Consider the following 14,790-nt stretch of genomic DNA (forward strand, 5'->3'; position numbering starts at 1 on the left):
ACGAGGATCACCATGCGCGTTTTTTCTGCTGCGACCCGCTTTGGCGCACTTGCCATAAGTTTGGCTTTATTGGCCGGCTGTGCCAGCAACGGCTCAACCGACTCCTTCGACGAGGGAAAATATGCTGACGTCGCAGAACGGGAGCTGTACGAGAGCGCCCGCGCTGCGCTGGACAGCAGCCTTTACCCGCTTGCCATTGAGCGTTTGGAAGCACTCGATACCCGCTTTCCCTTTGGCGTTCACGCCGAACAAGCGCAGCTTGAGTTGATTTACGCTTACTACGAAAACGACGACTGGGAAGAAGCCCGGGCAGCGGCAAGCCGTTTTATTCGCCTGCACCCCGATCACCCGCAAGTGGATTACGCCTACTATTTGCGCGGTTTAGCCGCGTGGCAGGCGGGCCGCTTTAGCCTTGAGCGCCTGCGTTTAATCGATATTTCCAAACGCGATTTGGGCGCCACCCGCGACGCTTACAACGATTTCCGCGAGCTCATCCAGCGCTACCCCAGTAGCGAATATGCCGCCGACGCCCAACAACGTATTATTTATTTACGCGAAGTTCTCGCCCGCCACGAACTGCATGTTGCCGATTACTACCTGCGTCGCGGGGCCTTTGTCGCGGCGGTGGAGCGCGGCCGCTGGGTGATTGAGAATTACCCCGAGTCCAATGCGTCTCACGATGCCCTCGCTACCATGGTGGAAGGTTACATGGGTCTCGGGATGAATGACCGCGTGCAAGAAGTGCTTGACGTGTTACGGGAAAACGCGCCGAACCACGAACAACTTAATGGCGGCGAATTTCAACCTAAACACCTTTAAATAACATTGAGTGACTTATTTATAACAAAATTATGTACAAGTTTTCTGCTTGAGATCTCCGTACTGACTTTCTGTACAACCGTTCTGTACAAACTGATTACTGTAAAAACTAATTGCTGTACAACGAAATCATGATATGGAACCACGCTGCGGCGTGGTTTTTTTTCTATGGCGCGCAGCGCCTTGACTGGCGAACAACCGAAACGCCGCCTTAACGCAAAAAGGCGGCGTTTTTACTTGCTGGATTACTCACATGACGGCGATTCACGATGACGCAGCGGCTGCGGGTTACTCCCCTGGCTGCCAGCCGTTGATGATCGGATAGCGGCGATCGCGCCCAAAGCCACGCGGGGTGACGCGCACGCCAACCGGCGCTTGGCGGCGTTTGTACTCGCAACGGTCAACGAGCTTGACGATCTGGTACACGTCGTCGCGCTTAAAGCCCGCCTCGATAATCGCTTCCGCGCTCATATCGCCCTCGATATAGCGTACCAAGATGGCGTCCAGCGTGTCGTAGTCGGGCAGCGAGTCGCTATCCTGCTGATCAGGCGCCAGCTCAGCGCTTGGGGGGCGTTCAATGACCCGCTCGGGCACCGCGGGCGACTCGGTATTGCGCCAGCGCGCAAGGCGGTAGACCCAGGTTTTATACACGTCTTTTAGCGCATTATAGCCACCCACCATATCGCCGTAGAGCGTGGCGTAGCCCACCGCCATCTCGCTCTTATTACCCGTGGTCAGCACCATCAGGCCCTTCTTGTTGGAGATTGCCATCAGCAGCACGCCACGACAGCGCGATTGCAGATTCTCCTCGGTGGTGTCGCGCTCGGTGCCGGCGAACGTATTCGCCAGGGTCAGCATGAAGGCATCCACCAGCGGCTCGATGGTCATAATCTCGTACTCGACGCCCAGCATCTTGGCCTGCTCGGCGGCATCTTCCTTCGAAATATCAGCGGTATAGTGATACGGCATCATCACCGCCTGCACCCGCTGCGGGCCAAGGGCATCGACCGCAATCGCCAGCGACAGCGCCGAATCAATCCCGCCGGAAAGCCCGAGCACCACCCCTTTGAAGCCGCTTTTATTGACGTAGTCGCGAAGGCCCGTCACCAGCGCGCAGTACAGACTCTCCTCCGGCTCGACCTCGGGTTCAATCTCGCCTGGCTGCGGTACCCAGACCGCCGCACTTTGCTGTAAAAATTGCACGGGCATCAATCCCGCTTGCCAATACGGCGCCAGCACGCTGAGCTCACCGTGCGCATCAACGCAGCACGAGCCACCATCGAACACCAGCTCGTCCTGGCCGCCAATGGTATTGACGTAAACAATCGGCGTTTGCACTTCTTCAGCACGCGCTTCCAGCAGGCGCAACCGTTCGTTGGGTTTGTCGTGATGATAGGGTGACGCATTAAGGCTAATCAGCACTTCCGCCCCGGCGTCGCAAGCCGCGTTAACCGGCTCGCCGTCCCACAAATCTTCACAGATCAAAAGCCCGAGCTTCGCCCCTTTGTGTTCATACACCAAGGGCTCGCGACCCGGCGTAAAATAGCGCTGCTCATCGAAGACTTGATAATTCGGTAGCGCCTGCTTGGCGTACTCGGCCTCCCACCGGCCGTTATACAAAATGCCGGCGAGGTTATAGCGATGCCCTTCGCGCACGCCGGGGTAACCGATAATCACCAGCACATCGCGGGCGACTTTTTCTGCCATCGTCGCGCGCGCCTCCCGTAAGCGCGTCTCCATCGACGGGCGTAGCAGTAAATCCTCTGGCGGGTAGCCAGAAAGAAACAGTTCCGGAAAGACAACAATATCGGCGCCGTGCTCGATGCGCGCCTCGCGCACCGCTTCAATTGCGCGGGCGGCGTTGCCGGGAATATCCCCGACCAAAGGGTCGAGTTGGGCCATGACCAGCGTTAAGTCTTGCATGGGCGTTCAAATCTCTTGAGAATCGTGAAATCACAGTGACGCTTTACTCACCCCATTGTCCCGCAAGGGCTAACGGCTGGCAAAGGTCGCGCTGACACCCCTGGGAGTTTTTAAGGATGAACCTGTTGATCATTCGTTTAATTATTTTCGCCGTGCTGTTTTTTGCCGGCCTCAAACTTTATGGCATGTATCGCGAGTGGAAGCTTGATCGCGAAGCGCTGGAACAAAAACCCGAACGCCGCGATGGCGGCCAGATGGTGCGCTGCCAATGGTGCGACGTTCACGTGCCGGAAGAGGACGCCTTGCGCGAACAAAATCAGTGGTTCTGCTCAAGTGCCCACCGCGACCGCTTCCTTCAGAAGCAGCGCGATGCCGCTCCCGAAGAAAACCAGGAAACGCACGAGGATTCTGACAAGCGCGACTAAACCGAGCCGACTTAAGACAAGCGCCCTTCTAGCCGGTATGGCGCCGGGTCAATCAACGCCTCACGCCCCAGAAGCTGGTCCACCAGCAAATGCGTCGAGGCGGGCGCCAACACCAAGCCATTGCGGAAATGCCCGGCGTTAACATAGAGCCGTTCAAAGCCTGGTACCGCGCCGATAAACGGCGTGCCATCGGGCGAACCGGGGCGCAGCCCTGCCCACTGGTGGGCCACCGGGTAACCGGCCAAGGCGGGCACGATGGCTTCGGCACTCTGCTTCAGCAGCGCCAGCGCCTCGGCGTCGGTGGTTTTATCAAACCCGACGTCTTCCAGCGTTGAGCCGGCCAATACCAGCCCATCGGCGCGGGGAATCACGTAGCGCCCGTCTTTCAATATCACCCGGTTGGCCAGCCCCGGCGGCGTTTGAAAGGCAATCATCTGCCCTTTAATGGGCCTGACCGGGAGCGTTACCTCAAGCGTTGCCAAAAGCCCCGCTGCCCAGGCGCCACCGCAAACAATCACGTGTTCGCCGTAAAGTGGTCCTTGGGCGGTTTCCACGCCGTTAACGGTGTTTCCGTGGCGGATAAAGCGCTGTACATCGCATCCTTCGCGCAAGGTGACCTCGGACATCGCGCTCAAGCACGCTTTCAGTGCATGCGCCAAACGCGGGTTGCGAATACTGCCCAGTGTCGGCATCCACAGGGCTCGCTCGCTCGGCGCCGCGTGCGGTTCTTTCTCGGCCACGAAACCGCTATCGACGCGCTTAAGCGGCTTACCCATGGCGCGCGCCCAGGCAAGGGCTTTCGCCTCGTCGTCAACGTTGAGGTACAAAAGCCCCTTCTGGCGATACTCCGGGTCGATGCCCGTTTCTTCCAGCAAGCGCAAAGAAAGCGTGGGGTAAGCGCCTTCTGACCAGCGCGACAATTGCGAAATCGGCGTGGCGTAGCGCCACGGATAAAGCGGCGACACAATGCCACCACCGGCCCAAGAGGATTCCTGCCCGCACTCACGGCGCTCGACCAACGTGACCCGCTGACCGGCATCCGCCAACTGCAGCGCGGTCATCATGCCGATAACCCCGCCACCAATAATTAAGAAATTGCTCACACGTTTTGTCCGTTTTGGCTTACATAACGTTGGTCAGCAGCGTCTAACTTGATGAGTAAGACACCGCCGTCTGACCGCCGACCATGAGCATAACCGCGCAGACGAGGGAATCAAGCGGCATTCATCACGGCCAGGGAGGCTTAACCGTGAAACTCCCATCCCGAGGTTTCACTCTGCTGGAGTTACTGGTGGTCATCTTGCTGGTGGGGATCCTGGCCACGTTAGCCACGCCCAGCTTTCTTGCCTTTGGCGAGCGCAACGCCCGCAGCGCGGCAGTAAACCAGCTTCAAAGCACGTTGTCGTTCGCACGCAACACGGCGATTACGCAACGCCAGGAGGTGACGGTCTGCCCGTCGGATGAAAAACGGCAAAATTGTGTTACCGAATGGAGCGGCCCCATTCTCGTGCTCACCGGCGACAAACAGAAAAACTTGGACACCGACGATATCGTGCGGGTATTTCCCTCAACGCCAAGGGCTGAGATCAGCTACAGCCGCAACTGGAGACGCATCAAGTTCACGCCGCTAGGGCATAGCAGCGGCTATAACGGGCGATTTTTTGTCTGCCCGGCTAACGCCGAAAAAGGAAAAGAACTCGTGCTGAGTCAGCTCGGGCGCCTGCGGGTGACGGAGCAGCCCTATGACTGCTCCTCATCGTAAGCGCTTTACTTCTGACGATGCACTTAGCTCAGCCCATCAAGATAACGCTCGGCATCGAGTGCGGCCATGCAGCCGCTGCCAGCGGAGGTAATCGCCTGGCGGTAGACGTGATCCATCACATCGCCCGCCGCAAACACACCCGGCAAGCTGGTCGCGGTGGCGTTACCGTCAAGGCCCGATTTCACCTTGATATAGCCGCCGCTCATCTCCAGCTGGCCTTCGAACATCCCCGTATTCGGGCTGTGACCAATGGCGATGAAAAGCCCCGGCGCTTGAAGCTCTTTGGTGCTGCCGTCTTGGGTGGACTTCAGCCGCACGCCGGTGACACCGGTGTTATCGCCCAATACCTCGTCGACTTCTTGGAACCATTCGACGGCCATATTGCCGCTTTCCACTTTTTCAAACAGCTTATCTTGAAGGATTTTTTCCGCACGCAGCGTGTCGCGGCGATGCACCAAGGTGACCTTGGAGGCGATATTGGACAAATACAGCGCTTCTTCCACGGCGGTATTGCCACCGCCCACCACAACCACTTCCTGCTTACGGTAGAAAAAGCCATCACAGGTCGCACACGCCGACACGCCTTGGCCCATAAACGCTTGCTCGGACTCAAGGCCAAGATAACGCGCGCTGGCCCCGGTGGCGATAATCAGCGCATCGCAGGTGTACGTGCCGTTATCGCCTTTCAAGGTGAACGGCTTTTCGCCCAAGGTAACCTCGTGAATATGATCAAACAGCACCTCGGTGTTAAAACGCTCCGCGTGCCGTTTCATCCGCTCCATGAGCTCAGGCCCTTGCACGCCCTCGGCATCCCCCGGCCAGTTATCCACATCGGTAGTGGTGGTGAGCTGACCGCCCGCTTGGATACCAGTGATCAGTAACGGGTTGAGATTGGCACGCGCGGCGTAAACGGCGGCCGTATAGCCGGCCGGGCCGGAGCCGAGAATAATCAAGCATTCGTGACGTGTTTCCATGCAAGCACCTAGATGAAATGAAATGGGGTCGCCCTTTGCCAAGCTCAGGGCGACCGAAAACGATTTGCGTCAATAAATGGTACCAGCTCAGCGTGATTACAAGGCGCAATCTTATCGATTAGGCAAATATTGCCTTGAAATCATTTATCCACACACCCATGTGCTATTAGTGTATTGAGTCGCCTGCTGTCGAAAACGATTGTCGAGGTACCCAACACCAAGAGAAGACACGGTAAAAGAAAACCCAGATCGTCGCTCTGCGAAACGGCCGCTAGGCTGAATCGTTGAAAAGGAGAAACCTATGAGCAAGAGTCCCGAATCGCTACAAGCCGAGGCGTTACAGACCCTCACGGTGGGTAGCCAGCACTATCACTACTACAGCCTCCCTCACGCCGCCAGCGTGCTAGGTAACATCGACCGCCTGCCTAAGACACTCAAAACCCTGCTTGAAAACCAGTTACGCTTCGCCGATGACGAGAGCGTTGCGGTAGAAGATATGCAAGCGCTGGTCGATTGGCAGAAAGAAGGCAAATCGAGCCGTGAGATCGGTTACCGCCCGGCACGCGTGCTGATGCAAGACTTTACCGGCGTGCCCGGCGTGGTGGACCTTGCTTCCATGCGCGCCGCCGTTGCCAAGCTTGGCGAAGACCCGGCGCGCATCAATCCGCTGACACCGGTGGATCTGGTCATTGACCACTCGGTCATGGTGGATAATTTTGGCAACGCGACAGCGTTTCAGGATAACGTCGATATTGAGATGCAGCGTAACCGCGAGCGTTACGAATTTCTGCGCTGGGGGCAGGAAGCGTTTGATAACTTCCGCGTGGTACCGCCCGGTACCGGCATTTGCCACCAGGTCAACCTGGAGTACCTTGGCCAAACGGTGTGGACGAAACAGGAAGACGGCAAGACCTTTGCCTACCCTGACACGCTCGTGGGCACCGACTCCCACACCACCATGATTAACGGCTTGGGCGTGCTCGGCTGGGGCGTTGGCGGCATCGAAGCGGAAGCCGCCATGCTTGGCCAGCCGGTGTCGATGCTGATCCCGGAAGTGATCGGCTTTAAGCTTACCGGCAAGCTACGCGAAGGCATCACCGCCACTGACCTTGTACTGACGGTCACCGAAATGCTGCGCAAGAAAGGCGTTGTCGGTAAGTTTGTTGAGTTCTACGGTGACGGCCTAAAAGATTTACCCCTGGCCGACCGCGCCACCATCGCCAACATGGCCCCGGAATACGGCGCTACCTGTGGCTTCTTCCCGGTTGACGATGAAACGCTCAACTACCTGCGTTTAACCGGCCGCGACGACGAGCAGGTGGCGCTGGTGGAAGCCTACAGCAAGAGTCAAGGCTTATGGCGCGAGCCGGGTGACGAGCCGGTCTTCACCGACTCGCTACACCTGGACATGGACGAAGTTGAAGCCAGCCTTGCCGGTCCGAAGCGTCCGCAAGACCGCGTTGAGCTGAAAGACATGCCGACGGCTTTCGCCCAAGTCATGCAAGACGACGGCAAAACGATGGAACCGCAATCATCGCCGGGTAAACTCGACTCGGAAGGCGGCCAAACCGCCGTGGGCGTCGAGCGCAGCTATGAGCACGACGACAGCCAAGACGTCAACTTCAAAGGCGAAGCGTTCAAGCTCGACCCAGGCGCGGTGGTAATTGCGGCGATCACATCCTGCACTAACACCTCCAACCCCAGCGTGATGATGGCGGCCGGCCTTGTCGCGCGCAATGCCCGCAAGAAAGGCTTAACCACCAAGCCGTGGGTTAAAACATCGCTCGCACCCGGCTCCAAGGTGGTCACCGATTACCTCGAAGCCGCCAACCTGAACGACGATTTAGACGCACTCGGCTTCAACTTGGTGGGCTATGGCTGCACGACGTGTATCGGTAACTCCGGCCCATTGCCGGAAGAAATCGAGAAAGCCGTCACCGATGGGGATTTAACCGTTGCCTCGGTGCTCTCGGGTAACCGTAACTTTGAAGGTCGCGTTCACCCGCTGGTGAAGACCAACTGGCTCGCCTCGCCGCCGTTAGTGGTGGCCTACGCGCTCGCCGGCAACGTGCAGTGCGACCTTACCCAAGACGCGCTAGGCTTTGATAGCGACGGCAACCCGGTGTACTTGAAAGACGTTTGGCCGTCGCAAGCGGAGATCGCCGAAGCCGTGGCGCAAGTGAATACCGAGATGTTCCGCAAGGAATACGGCGCGGTATTTGAAGGTGACGACACCTGGAAAGCGATCGATGTACCGCAAAGCAAGGTTTATCAGTGGCCAGAGTCGACCTATATCCAGCATCCGCCCTTCTTTGAAGGCATGGACCGTGAGCCCGACGCCATTGACGACGTGAAAAACGCGCGGGTGTTGGCGATGCTCGGCGACTCAGTGACCACCGACCATATCTCACCGGCCGGTGCGATCAAGCCCGATAGCCCCGCTGGCCGTTACTTGCAGGAACACGGCGTCAAGCCAGTCGATTTCAACTCCTACGGCTCGCGCCGCGGTAACCACGAAGTGATGATGCGTGGCACCTTCGCCAACGTGCGGATCAAAAACGAGATGCTCGACGGCGTGATCGGCGGTGAAACCCGCCACGTGCCAAGCGGCGAGCAGATGGCGATCTTTGATGCCGCCATGAAGTACAAAGAGGAAGGCAAACCGCTTGTCGTTATTGCTGGCAAGGAGTACGGCACTGGTTCCTCGCGCGATTGGGCGGCCAAGGGCACGCGGCTTCTCGGCGTGCGTGCGGTGCTCGCTGAATCGTTCGAACGTATCCACCGCTCCAACCTGATCGGCATGGGCGTGGTACCGCTGCAGTTCCCCGAAGGCGAGAGCCGTCAAACGCTCGGGTTAACCGGGGATGAAGAAGTCTCTATCGAAGGGCTTTCCGAGCTAAGCCCAGGCGGCAATGTTAAGGTCAGAATCTTGAAAGCTGACGGTGAAGTGCACGACCTTAACGCCAAATGTCGAATCGATACCGCTAATGAGCTGGCGTACTACCGTCATGGTGGTATCCTTCATTATGTGTTGCGCAATATGATTGGCGCAGCCTAGTCGGGCAACCGACCGATCCAATGCTTGCAGCCCCCACCTCGGTGGGGGCTTTTTTTGTTTGAGATTAAAACGCGCGACGGCGGTAAGCGCGATACTCCGGCGACCAACAATTACGCTCGATGGACTCGCGCAGCTTGGTACCGTTTGTTTTCAAGGCCACGCCGTTTTGTTGCGCCTGCGCGGCGACCTCAAAGGCAATGGACTTACTGATCTCATTAATGCGCGAAAGCGGCGGCAATAGCGCCCCTTTACCTTCTTTTACCAGCGGCGCTTCGCGTGCCAACGCACGTGACGCACTCATCAGCATTTCATCGGTCACTCGCGAGGCATTCGCGGCGAGCACCCCAAGCCCAATACCGGGGAAGATATAGGCGTTATTGCACTGCGCGATAGGGTAGGTGCGGCCGTTATGCACCACCGGCGCGAAGGGGCTACCGGTTGCCACGAGCGCTTTGCCGTCCGTCCAATGGATAACATCCTCTGGCAACGCTTCGGCGCGGGAGGTCGGGTTGGAGAGCGGCATAATGACGGGGTTCTCGCAGCCGGCGTGCATGGTGCGAATCACGTCTTCGGTAAAAATCCCTTGCTGACCGCACACGCCAATCAACACGGTCGGCTTGATTTGCGCGATGGTCTCTTCCAACGCCTGGCCGTTCCACTCTGCCACCAGTGTCGGGTCGTGGGCTAAACGGCGCTGAAAATCGCGCTGCCACGTTTGATCCGAGGTCATCAACCCGTCACGGTCGACCATGTAGATGCGCGAGCGAGCCTCCGCTTCGCTTAAGCCTTCCGCCATCATCGACACCACCACTTGCTCGGCGATGCCACAGCCGGCCGAGCCACCGCCGACAAATACCACGCGCTGCCCCGCAATGGTCTCTTCCCGCGCTTGGCAAGCCGCCATCAAGGTGCCCACCACGACGGATGCCGTTCCCTGCACGTCATCGTTGAAACAGCAAAGCTCGTCGCGGTAGCGCTCTAATAGCGGAACCGCATTGGCTTGGGCAAAGTCTTCAAACTGCAGCAGCACGTTCGGCCAGCGGCGTTTGACCGCGGCCACAAACTCGTCCATGAAGGCGTCATATTCCTCCTGACTCACCCGCTCGTGGCGCCAGCCCATGTACATGGGGTCATCCAGCAGCGCTTGGTTGTTGGTGCCCACGTCCAACATGATGGGCAGCGTATAGGCCGGGCTAATTCCCCCGCACGCGGTATAAAGCGCCAGCTTACCAATCGGGATACCCATCCCGCCGATGCCTTGATCACCCAACCCCAAAATGCGTTCACCGTCGGTCACCACGATCACCTTGACGTTGTCTTTGGTGGCGCTGCGCAAAATGTCGTCCATGTGTTCGCGATCCGAGTAGCCGATAAAAAGCCCCCGGTGATTGCGATAAATATTAGAGAACTCTTGGCACGCCTTGCCCACGGTGGGGGTATAAATAATCGGCAGCATCTCTTCCAAGTGCTGAGAAACCAAGCGGAAGTAGAGCGTTTCGTTGTCGTCTTGAATCGCGCGAAGATGAATATGGCGCTCAAGGTCACTGCGGCACTGCTGATACTGGCGATACGCGCGCGCTAGCTGATCCTCAATGGTCTCGACCTTTTGCGGCAAGAGCCCAATCAAATTAAACGCCAGACGCTCCTGCTGGGAGAACGCGCTGCCCTTGTTGAGCAGCGGCATCTCCAAAAGCGATGGGCCAGCATAAGGAATATACAGGGGACGTTTTTCGTGGGTCATGGGCACTCTCCGCATTTTTATCTCTGATGACTGCTGCAGCGCAATAAAACCAAGCACTTACGTTAGCATAGCCATAATGTAACACGGCCCTAAGGCAAACTCTTTACCTGTTAGGAGGACTTTGGCACGTATCACGCCCACTCTTTCCGCCAGCAACAACGCCACAATCAGCGCGCCGCCGAGGTATTGTAGCCAGCGCCAATAGCGGCTCTTTTGGGAAGGGTGCTGTTGAGAAGACGGTCGTTGAAAAAAAGCTTCGCCACGCCAGGGGCCTCGTTGCCAATGTCATGACAACCTAGCATGCCCCGTGCGTTAAAACGAAAACGCCCCGACCAAAAGCCGAGGCGCATTGATTAATGGTGGCGGGTAGTTAGCACGTTTTTGCTGCCGGTTTTTTCCCTGCTTCTCCCGCGAAGAAGTAAGGCCGCAGCTTCACGCCGAGCATATTGCCGGCGAACGCCGCCACCAGCCATACCCAGCCATGCAGGCTACCGGAGGCGATACCGCTAAAATAGGCGCCGATGTTGCAGCCAAAAGCCAACCGCGCGCCATAGCCCAGCATCAGCCCGCCAATGACAGCGGCCACGACAGATCTCAACGGAATCTTGAAGTTCGGCGCAAAACGCCCCGCCAAACTGGCCGCCGCTAACGCCCCAAGGATAATGCCAACGTTCATTACCGTGGTGATATCGCGCCACACGCTCGCTTCTAGCGCGGCCGCATTCCAGGAGAATTGCCAGTAACCCCACTGGCTCACATCACCGCCAACCAATGTGTACGCTTTGGCGCCCCACAGGGCAAACGCCGAGGTAATACCCCACGGGCGCCCCGCCAAGGCCAGGGTGGCAAAGTTCAACAGCGCCAGCCCCACGGCCCCCGCCACCAACGGCCAAGGGCCGGTCAGCCAACGCTCCATACCGTGCTTGTTAACCGCAGGCGCCTGCTCTAATTGCCCATGGCGACGTTTCTCCATGACCACGGTGAAAGCGGCAATGGCGGCAAAAAGTGCCAAGCTAATGGCAATGCCGCCCCCAGTGCCCGCCACGTTCACCAGCGACACCGGCTGAAACGAGGGCAGGCTTTGCCACCAGGCGAAATGCGCCGAGCCAATCACGGAGCCGACGATAAAGAACAGCAGCGTGATCATCATCCTGGCGTTGCCACCCCCCGCGGTGAACAGCGTGCCCGACGCACAACCGCCGCCAAGCTGCATCCCCAGCCCGAAAATAAACGCCCCGACAATGACCGAGACGCCAATCGGCGCGACAAAGCCGTAAACCGGCGTGCCAAACAGCGAGCCCGTCCCAAGCGCGGGGAAGAACAACACCACGGCAATCGCCAGCATCACCATTTGCGCCCGCAGGCCGCGCCCTTTGCGCTCGGTAATAAACACCCGCCACGCCGAGGTAAAACCAAACGCGGCGTGGTAGAGCACCATGCCCAAAAGGCCACCGACAATCATCAGCAAGCCGGTGTTGGCATCAAACACGGCACCAATCATCAAGGCGCCCAGCACAATCAGCGCACCCGCCACCAACGGCACGCGGGAGCGCGGCTGCGATGCCGCCATTGAGGCAGAAGCGGTAGACATAACCATCCCCTTAGGTTGAAAAAGCGCCTGCTATGCAACGGGCGCTTTAAAAATGGGGATCAGAATAACGCTAGAAAAAAATAACTTAAAATTCTTTATCGTGACGTTTTTATTCTATCTAGATATAAGCGCGACCATCTTGAACGCGCCACCACCGGTCATCCTGAGCTTGTCGAAGGATAAAAAGCAGCGCTTTATCACCCTTCGGCAGGCTCAGGGCGAATGGGATGGCGTTAAATAAACCGCCCCAACCCAACCGCATCACGCAGTTTGTCCATGGTCACCGTGGCTTCTTCCCGTGCGCGCTCGGCGCCTTTTTGCAGCACGGCTTCAATGTGACCGGGGTCTTCCATCAGGGCGTTGTAACGCTCACGGGGCTCGGCTAGGTGGGCGTTAAGGTATTCAAACACCTGGTTTTTGGCATCGCCCCAACCAATACCCTCGGCGTACTGCGCGCGCATGGCCTCGGTTTCTTCACTTGAGGCAAAGGCAGAATAGATCTGAAACAGCGTGCAGGTGTCTGGGTCTTTGGGTTCGCCGGGTTCGAGTGAGTTGGTTTTGATCTTGCGCACCAGCTTTTGCAGCTTCTTCTCGGAGACAAACAGCGGAATGGTGTTGTGGTAACTCTTGGACATCTTGCGCCCGTCTAAGCCGCGCAGCACTTCTACCTTTTCATCCACCACCGCCTCGGGCAGGGTGAAATATTGGCCTTTATAAAGGTGGTTAAAACGCCCGGCGATATCGCGGGCCATCTCGATATGCTGAATCTGATCGCGCCCGACCGGCACCTTGTTGGCGTTGAACATCAAGATATCCGCCGCCATCAGCACCGGGTAGCCGAACAGCCCCATGGTGATGCCTTTATCCGGGTCTTGATTGCCCGCTTCTTCGTTCTCCGCCACGGCGGCCTTGTAGGCATGGGCGCGGTTCATCAACCCTTTGGCACACACGCAAGAGAGCATCCAGGTAAGCTCGGGGATCTCGCGGATATCCGACTGGCGGTAGAAAATCGCGTTATCGGTGTCCAGCCCCAGCGCCAGCCATGTCGCGGCGATTTCCAAGCGCGACTGCTGCACTTGCTTCGGGTCTTGGCATTTAATCAACGCGTGGTAGTCGGCCATAAAGTAGAACGACTGCACGCTAGGGTCTTGGCTCGCTTCAATCGCCGGCTTGATCGCTCCGACGTAGTTGCCAAGGTGCGGGGTGCCGGTGGTGGTGATGCCGGTGAGAACACGGGTTTTGGGTTGGGTCATGGCTCAGGCTCTTGGTCAAATGGCGCCATGATAACGCGACGCCATTGCCAAGGCGAACGGGCAAAGCCGAAGTTAGAGTGGGAGCCAGACTAAGCCGCCTGCATTATCGCCATCATTGCTATCTTCTCCTGAAGAAAACGTACTATACCGCACACCTCCCTGACCGCCATTCCCCGCATCCAAAGTTATATTCCCCATTGCCACAACAGCACCATACACATTGTAATTATTACCCATTTCTAGCGTTCCGCCTTCCTCGACAATAATCAAACCCTCATGATGCCCAGTGCCATTCGCATCTAACGTTGCACCATTTCTTATAACTATTATCCCAGATGTATTTAAATTCCCACCAGCACTCACACTATTTTTACCCTTATTTCCAGAAAGTACTTCTATATTTTCAAAAACGCCCCGTTCACCTTGGGATAACTTTTCTCCACCACCGCCAGTAATCGACCTATTAAATTCTAGAGGTGGGGGACCATATAGAAAGTCATCCCATTTACTTTTTGAATCCGGATCATAGCTGATCGCTTCTCCCTCTTCTCCTTCAGGACTAGTTCGACAGCTATCGCCATTACATCCAAAATCACTTGGAACAGGATGTGTCCTTCCATCGAAATATCCTGAAACATTATTATCGTTCCACCCACAGCTACTAGACAAACAAACTAGAGGTGCAAGTGCTTCAGGAGACCCACCTAAAGTCAGTCCTACATCGTCTTCATCACCGTCATCAGGTTTATTTGCAACCAATATGAAATGTATAGAGATAACACTATCGGAGCTTTCCGATTCTTTTACTTGACCCACAACAATGTCAGCATCTTCATCGCCTTGTTTACAGCCTACATAGTAATACCCAACATAATATGAAGTTTCGTACTCAACTTCACTGCGTCCATAACCATTAAAACTACCCAAATCATCTAAAATATCTTCATACACGCCATTCTCATCGCTTCCTGATGCTTTACGACAACTTTTAGTATTTCCAGACACATTGAAACTTGAATCATCTTTAACATTTTCAATTTTAACCGATGCACCTACTTCAGCTGCCATCTGCGCTAAAGCTGAAGCGCGATAATTTCCCGCCAGCCTTTCATCAATTAGCGCAGAGCTCATGCCAGAAATACCAATTATCAAGCCGCTGGCGAGCAATACCATTACGATAACGAGGGCGGCCCCTTTTTGCTTTTTAGGTATGGGTTGCGTGTTCATATCACAGCACCTCGGGA

General features: G+C 56.7%; 11 protein-coding genes. 4 read left to right on the forward strand and 7 right to left on the reverse strand.

The window, feature by feature from the left end:
• Positions 1 to 12: 12 nt before the first annotated feature.
• A complete protein-coding gene (locus tag QC823_RS10310) occupies positions 13 to 819 on the forward strand; it encodes an outer membrane protein assembly factor BamD (protein ID WP_309656260.1) in 807 nt (268 codons plus the stop codon).
• A 288-nt stretch (positions 820 to 1,107) separates the two neighbouring features.
• Here QC823_RS10310 and QC823_RS10315 read toward each other — a convergent pair whose 3' ends face one another.
• Positions 1,108 to 2,742, reverse strand: a complete 1,635-nt coding sequence (locus QC823_RS10315; RefSeq protein ID WP_309656261.1) for an NAD+ synthase — start codon at positions 2,740 to 2,742, stop codon at positions 1,108 to 1,110.
• Positions 2,743 to 2,858: 116 nt separating this feature from the next.
• Here QC823_RS10315 and QC823_RS10320 point away from each other — a divergent pair, with 116 nt between their 5' ends.
• Positions 2,859 to 3,167 carry a PP0621 family protein gene (locus QC823_RS10320; protein WP_309656262.1) on the forward strand — a complete coding sequence of 103 codons (309 nt, stop codon included), beginning with the start codon at positions 2,859 to 2,861 and terminating at the stop codon, positions 3,165 to 3,167.
• Between the two features lie 11 nt (positions 3,168 to 3,178).
• On the opposite strand, the gene thiO is transcribed toward QC823_RS10320, so the two are convergent.
• Complete coding sequence (gene thiO / locus QC823_RS10325) at positions 3,179 to 4,270, reverse strand: glycine oxidase ThiO (protein ID WP_309656263.1); 1,092 nt, start codon at positions 4,268 to 4,270, stop codon at positions 3,179 to 3,181.
• Positions 4,271 to 4,416: 146 nt separating this feature from the next.
• Here thiO and QC823_RS10330 point away from each other — a divergent pair, with 146 nt between their 5' ends.
• The gene (locus QC823_RS10330) at positions 4,417 to 4,929 is read left to right on the forward strand and encodes a GspH/FimT family pseudopilin (RefSeq protein ID WP_309656264.1); all 513 of its coding nucleotides are present in this window, start codon (positions 4,417 to 4,419) and stop codon (positions 4,927 to 4,929) included.
• Positions 4,930 to 4,952: 23 nt separating this feature from the next.
• Here QC823_RS10330 and trxB read toward each other — a convergent pair whose 3' ends face one another.
• Complete coding sequence (trxB, locus tag QC823_RS10335; protein WP_309656265.1) at positions 4,953 to 5,903, reverse strand: thioredoxin-disulfide reductase; 951 nt, start codon at positions 5,901 to 5,903, stop codon at positions 4,953 to 4,955.
• A gap of 301 nt (positions 5,904 to 6,204) precedes the next feature.
• Here trxB and acnA point away from each other — a divergent pair, with 301 nt between their 5' ends.
• Entirely contained in the window at positions 6,205 to 8,961 is a 2,757-nt protein-coding gene (acnA, locus tag QC823_RS10340; protein WP_309656266.1) for an aconitate hydratase AcnA, read from the forward strand.
• A gap of 64 nt (positions 8,962 to 9,025) precedes the next feature.
• On the opposite strand, the gene QC823_RS10345 is transcribed toward acnA, so the two are convergent.
• The 4 genes from QC823_RS10345 to QC823_RS10360 all read right to left on the reverse strand — a co-directional run bounded on the left by QC823_RS10345 (position 9,026) and on the right by QC823_RS10360 (position 14,773).
• The gene (locus QC823_RS10345) at positions 9,026 to 10,702 is read right to left on the reverse strand and encodes an NAD-dependent malic enzyme (protein WP_309656267.1); all 1,677 of its coding nucleotides are present in this window, start codon (positions 10,700 to 10,702) and stop codon (positions 9,026 to 9,028) included.
• 370 nt (positions 10,703 to 11,072) lie between these two features.
• Positions 11,073 to 12,293 (reverse strand): YeeE/YedE family protein, encoded by a 1,221-nt coding sequence (locus QC823_RS10350; protein WP_309656268.1) that lies wholly within the window; start codon positions 12,291 to 12,293, stop codon positions 11,073 to 11,075.
• 233 nt (positions 12,294 to 12,526) lie between these two features.
• Positions 12,527 to 13,546: a tryptophan--tRNA ligase gene (locus QC823_RS10355; RefSeq protein ID WP_309656269.1), complete on the reverse strand. Its 1,020-nt coding sequence runs from the start codon at positions 13,544 to 13,546 to the stop codon at positions 12,527 to 12,529.
• A 72-nt stretch (positions 13,547 to 13,618) separates the two neighbouring features.
• On the reverse strand, positions 13,619 to 14,773 hold the full coding sequence (locus QC823_RS10360; RefSeq protein ID WP_309656270.1) for a pilus assembly PilX family protein: 1,155 nt from the start codon (positions 14,771 to 14,773) through the stop codon (positions 13,619 to 13,621).
• Positions 14,774 to 14,790 lie beyond the last annotated feature (17 nt).

This window comes from Vreelandella vilamensis (assembly GCF_031451755.1).
GTDB classification, from domain to species: Bacteria; Pseudomonadota; Gammaproteobacteria; order Pseudomonadales; family Halomonadaceae; genus Vreelandella; species Vreelandella vilamensis.

Excerpts from the sequence above, each read along its gene's own strand:
- QC823_RS10315 (WP_309656261.1), bottom strand. The coding sequence starts at position 2,742 with ATGCAAGACTTAACGCTGGTCATGGCCCAACTCGACCCTTTGGTCGGG.
- QC823_RS10345 (WP_309656267.1), bottom strand. The coding sequence starts at position 10,702 with ATGACCCACGAAAAACGTCCCCTGTATATTCCTTATGCTGGCCCATCG.
- QC823_RS10350 (WP_309656268.1), bottom strand. The coding sequence starts at position 12,293 with ATGTCTACCGCTTCTGCCTCAATGGCGGCATCGCAGCCGCGCTCCCGC.
- QC823_RS10320 (WP_309656262.1), top strand. The coding sequence starts at position 2,859 with ATGAACCTGTTGATCATTCGTTTAATTATTTTCGCCGTGCTGTTTTTT.
- QC823_RS10360 (WP_309656270.1), bottom strand. The coding sequence starts at position 14,773 with ATGAACACGCAACCCATACCTAAAAAGCAAAAAGGGGCCGCCCTCGTT.
- QC823_RS10310 (WP_309656260.1), top strand. The coding sequence starts at position 13 with ATGCGCGTTTTTTCTGCTGCGACCCGCTTTGGCGCACTTGCCATAAGT.
- acnA (WP_309656266.1), top strand. The coding sequence starts at position 6,205 with ATGAGCAAGAGTCCCGAATCGCTACAAGCCGAGGCGTTACAGACCCTC.
- trxB (WP_309656265.1), bottom strand. The coding sequence starts at position 5,903 with ATGGAAACACGTCACGAATGCTTGATTATTCTCGGCTCCGGCCCGGCC.
- QC823_RS10355 (WP_309656269.1), bottom strand. The coding sequence starts at position 13,546 with ATGACCCAACCCAAAACCCGTGTTCTCACCGGCATCACCACCACCGGC.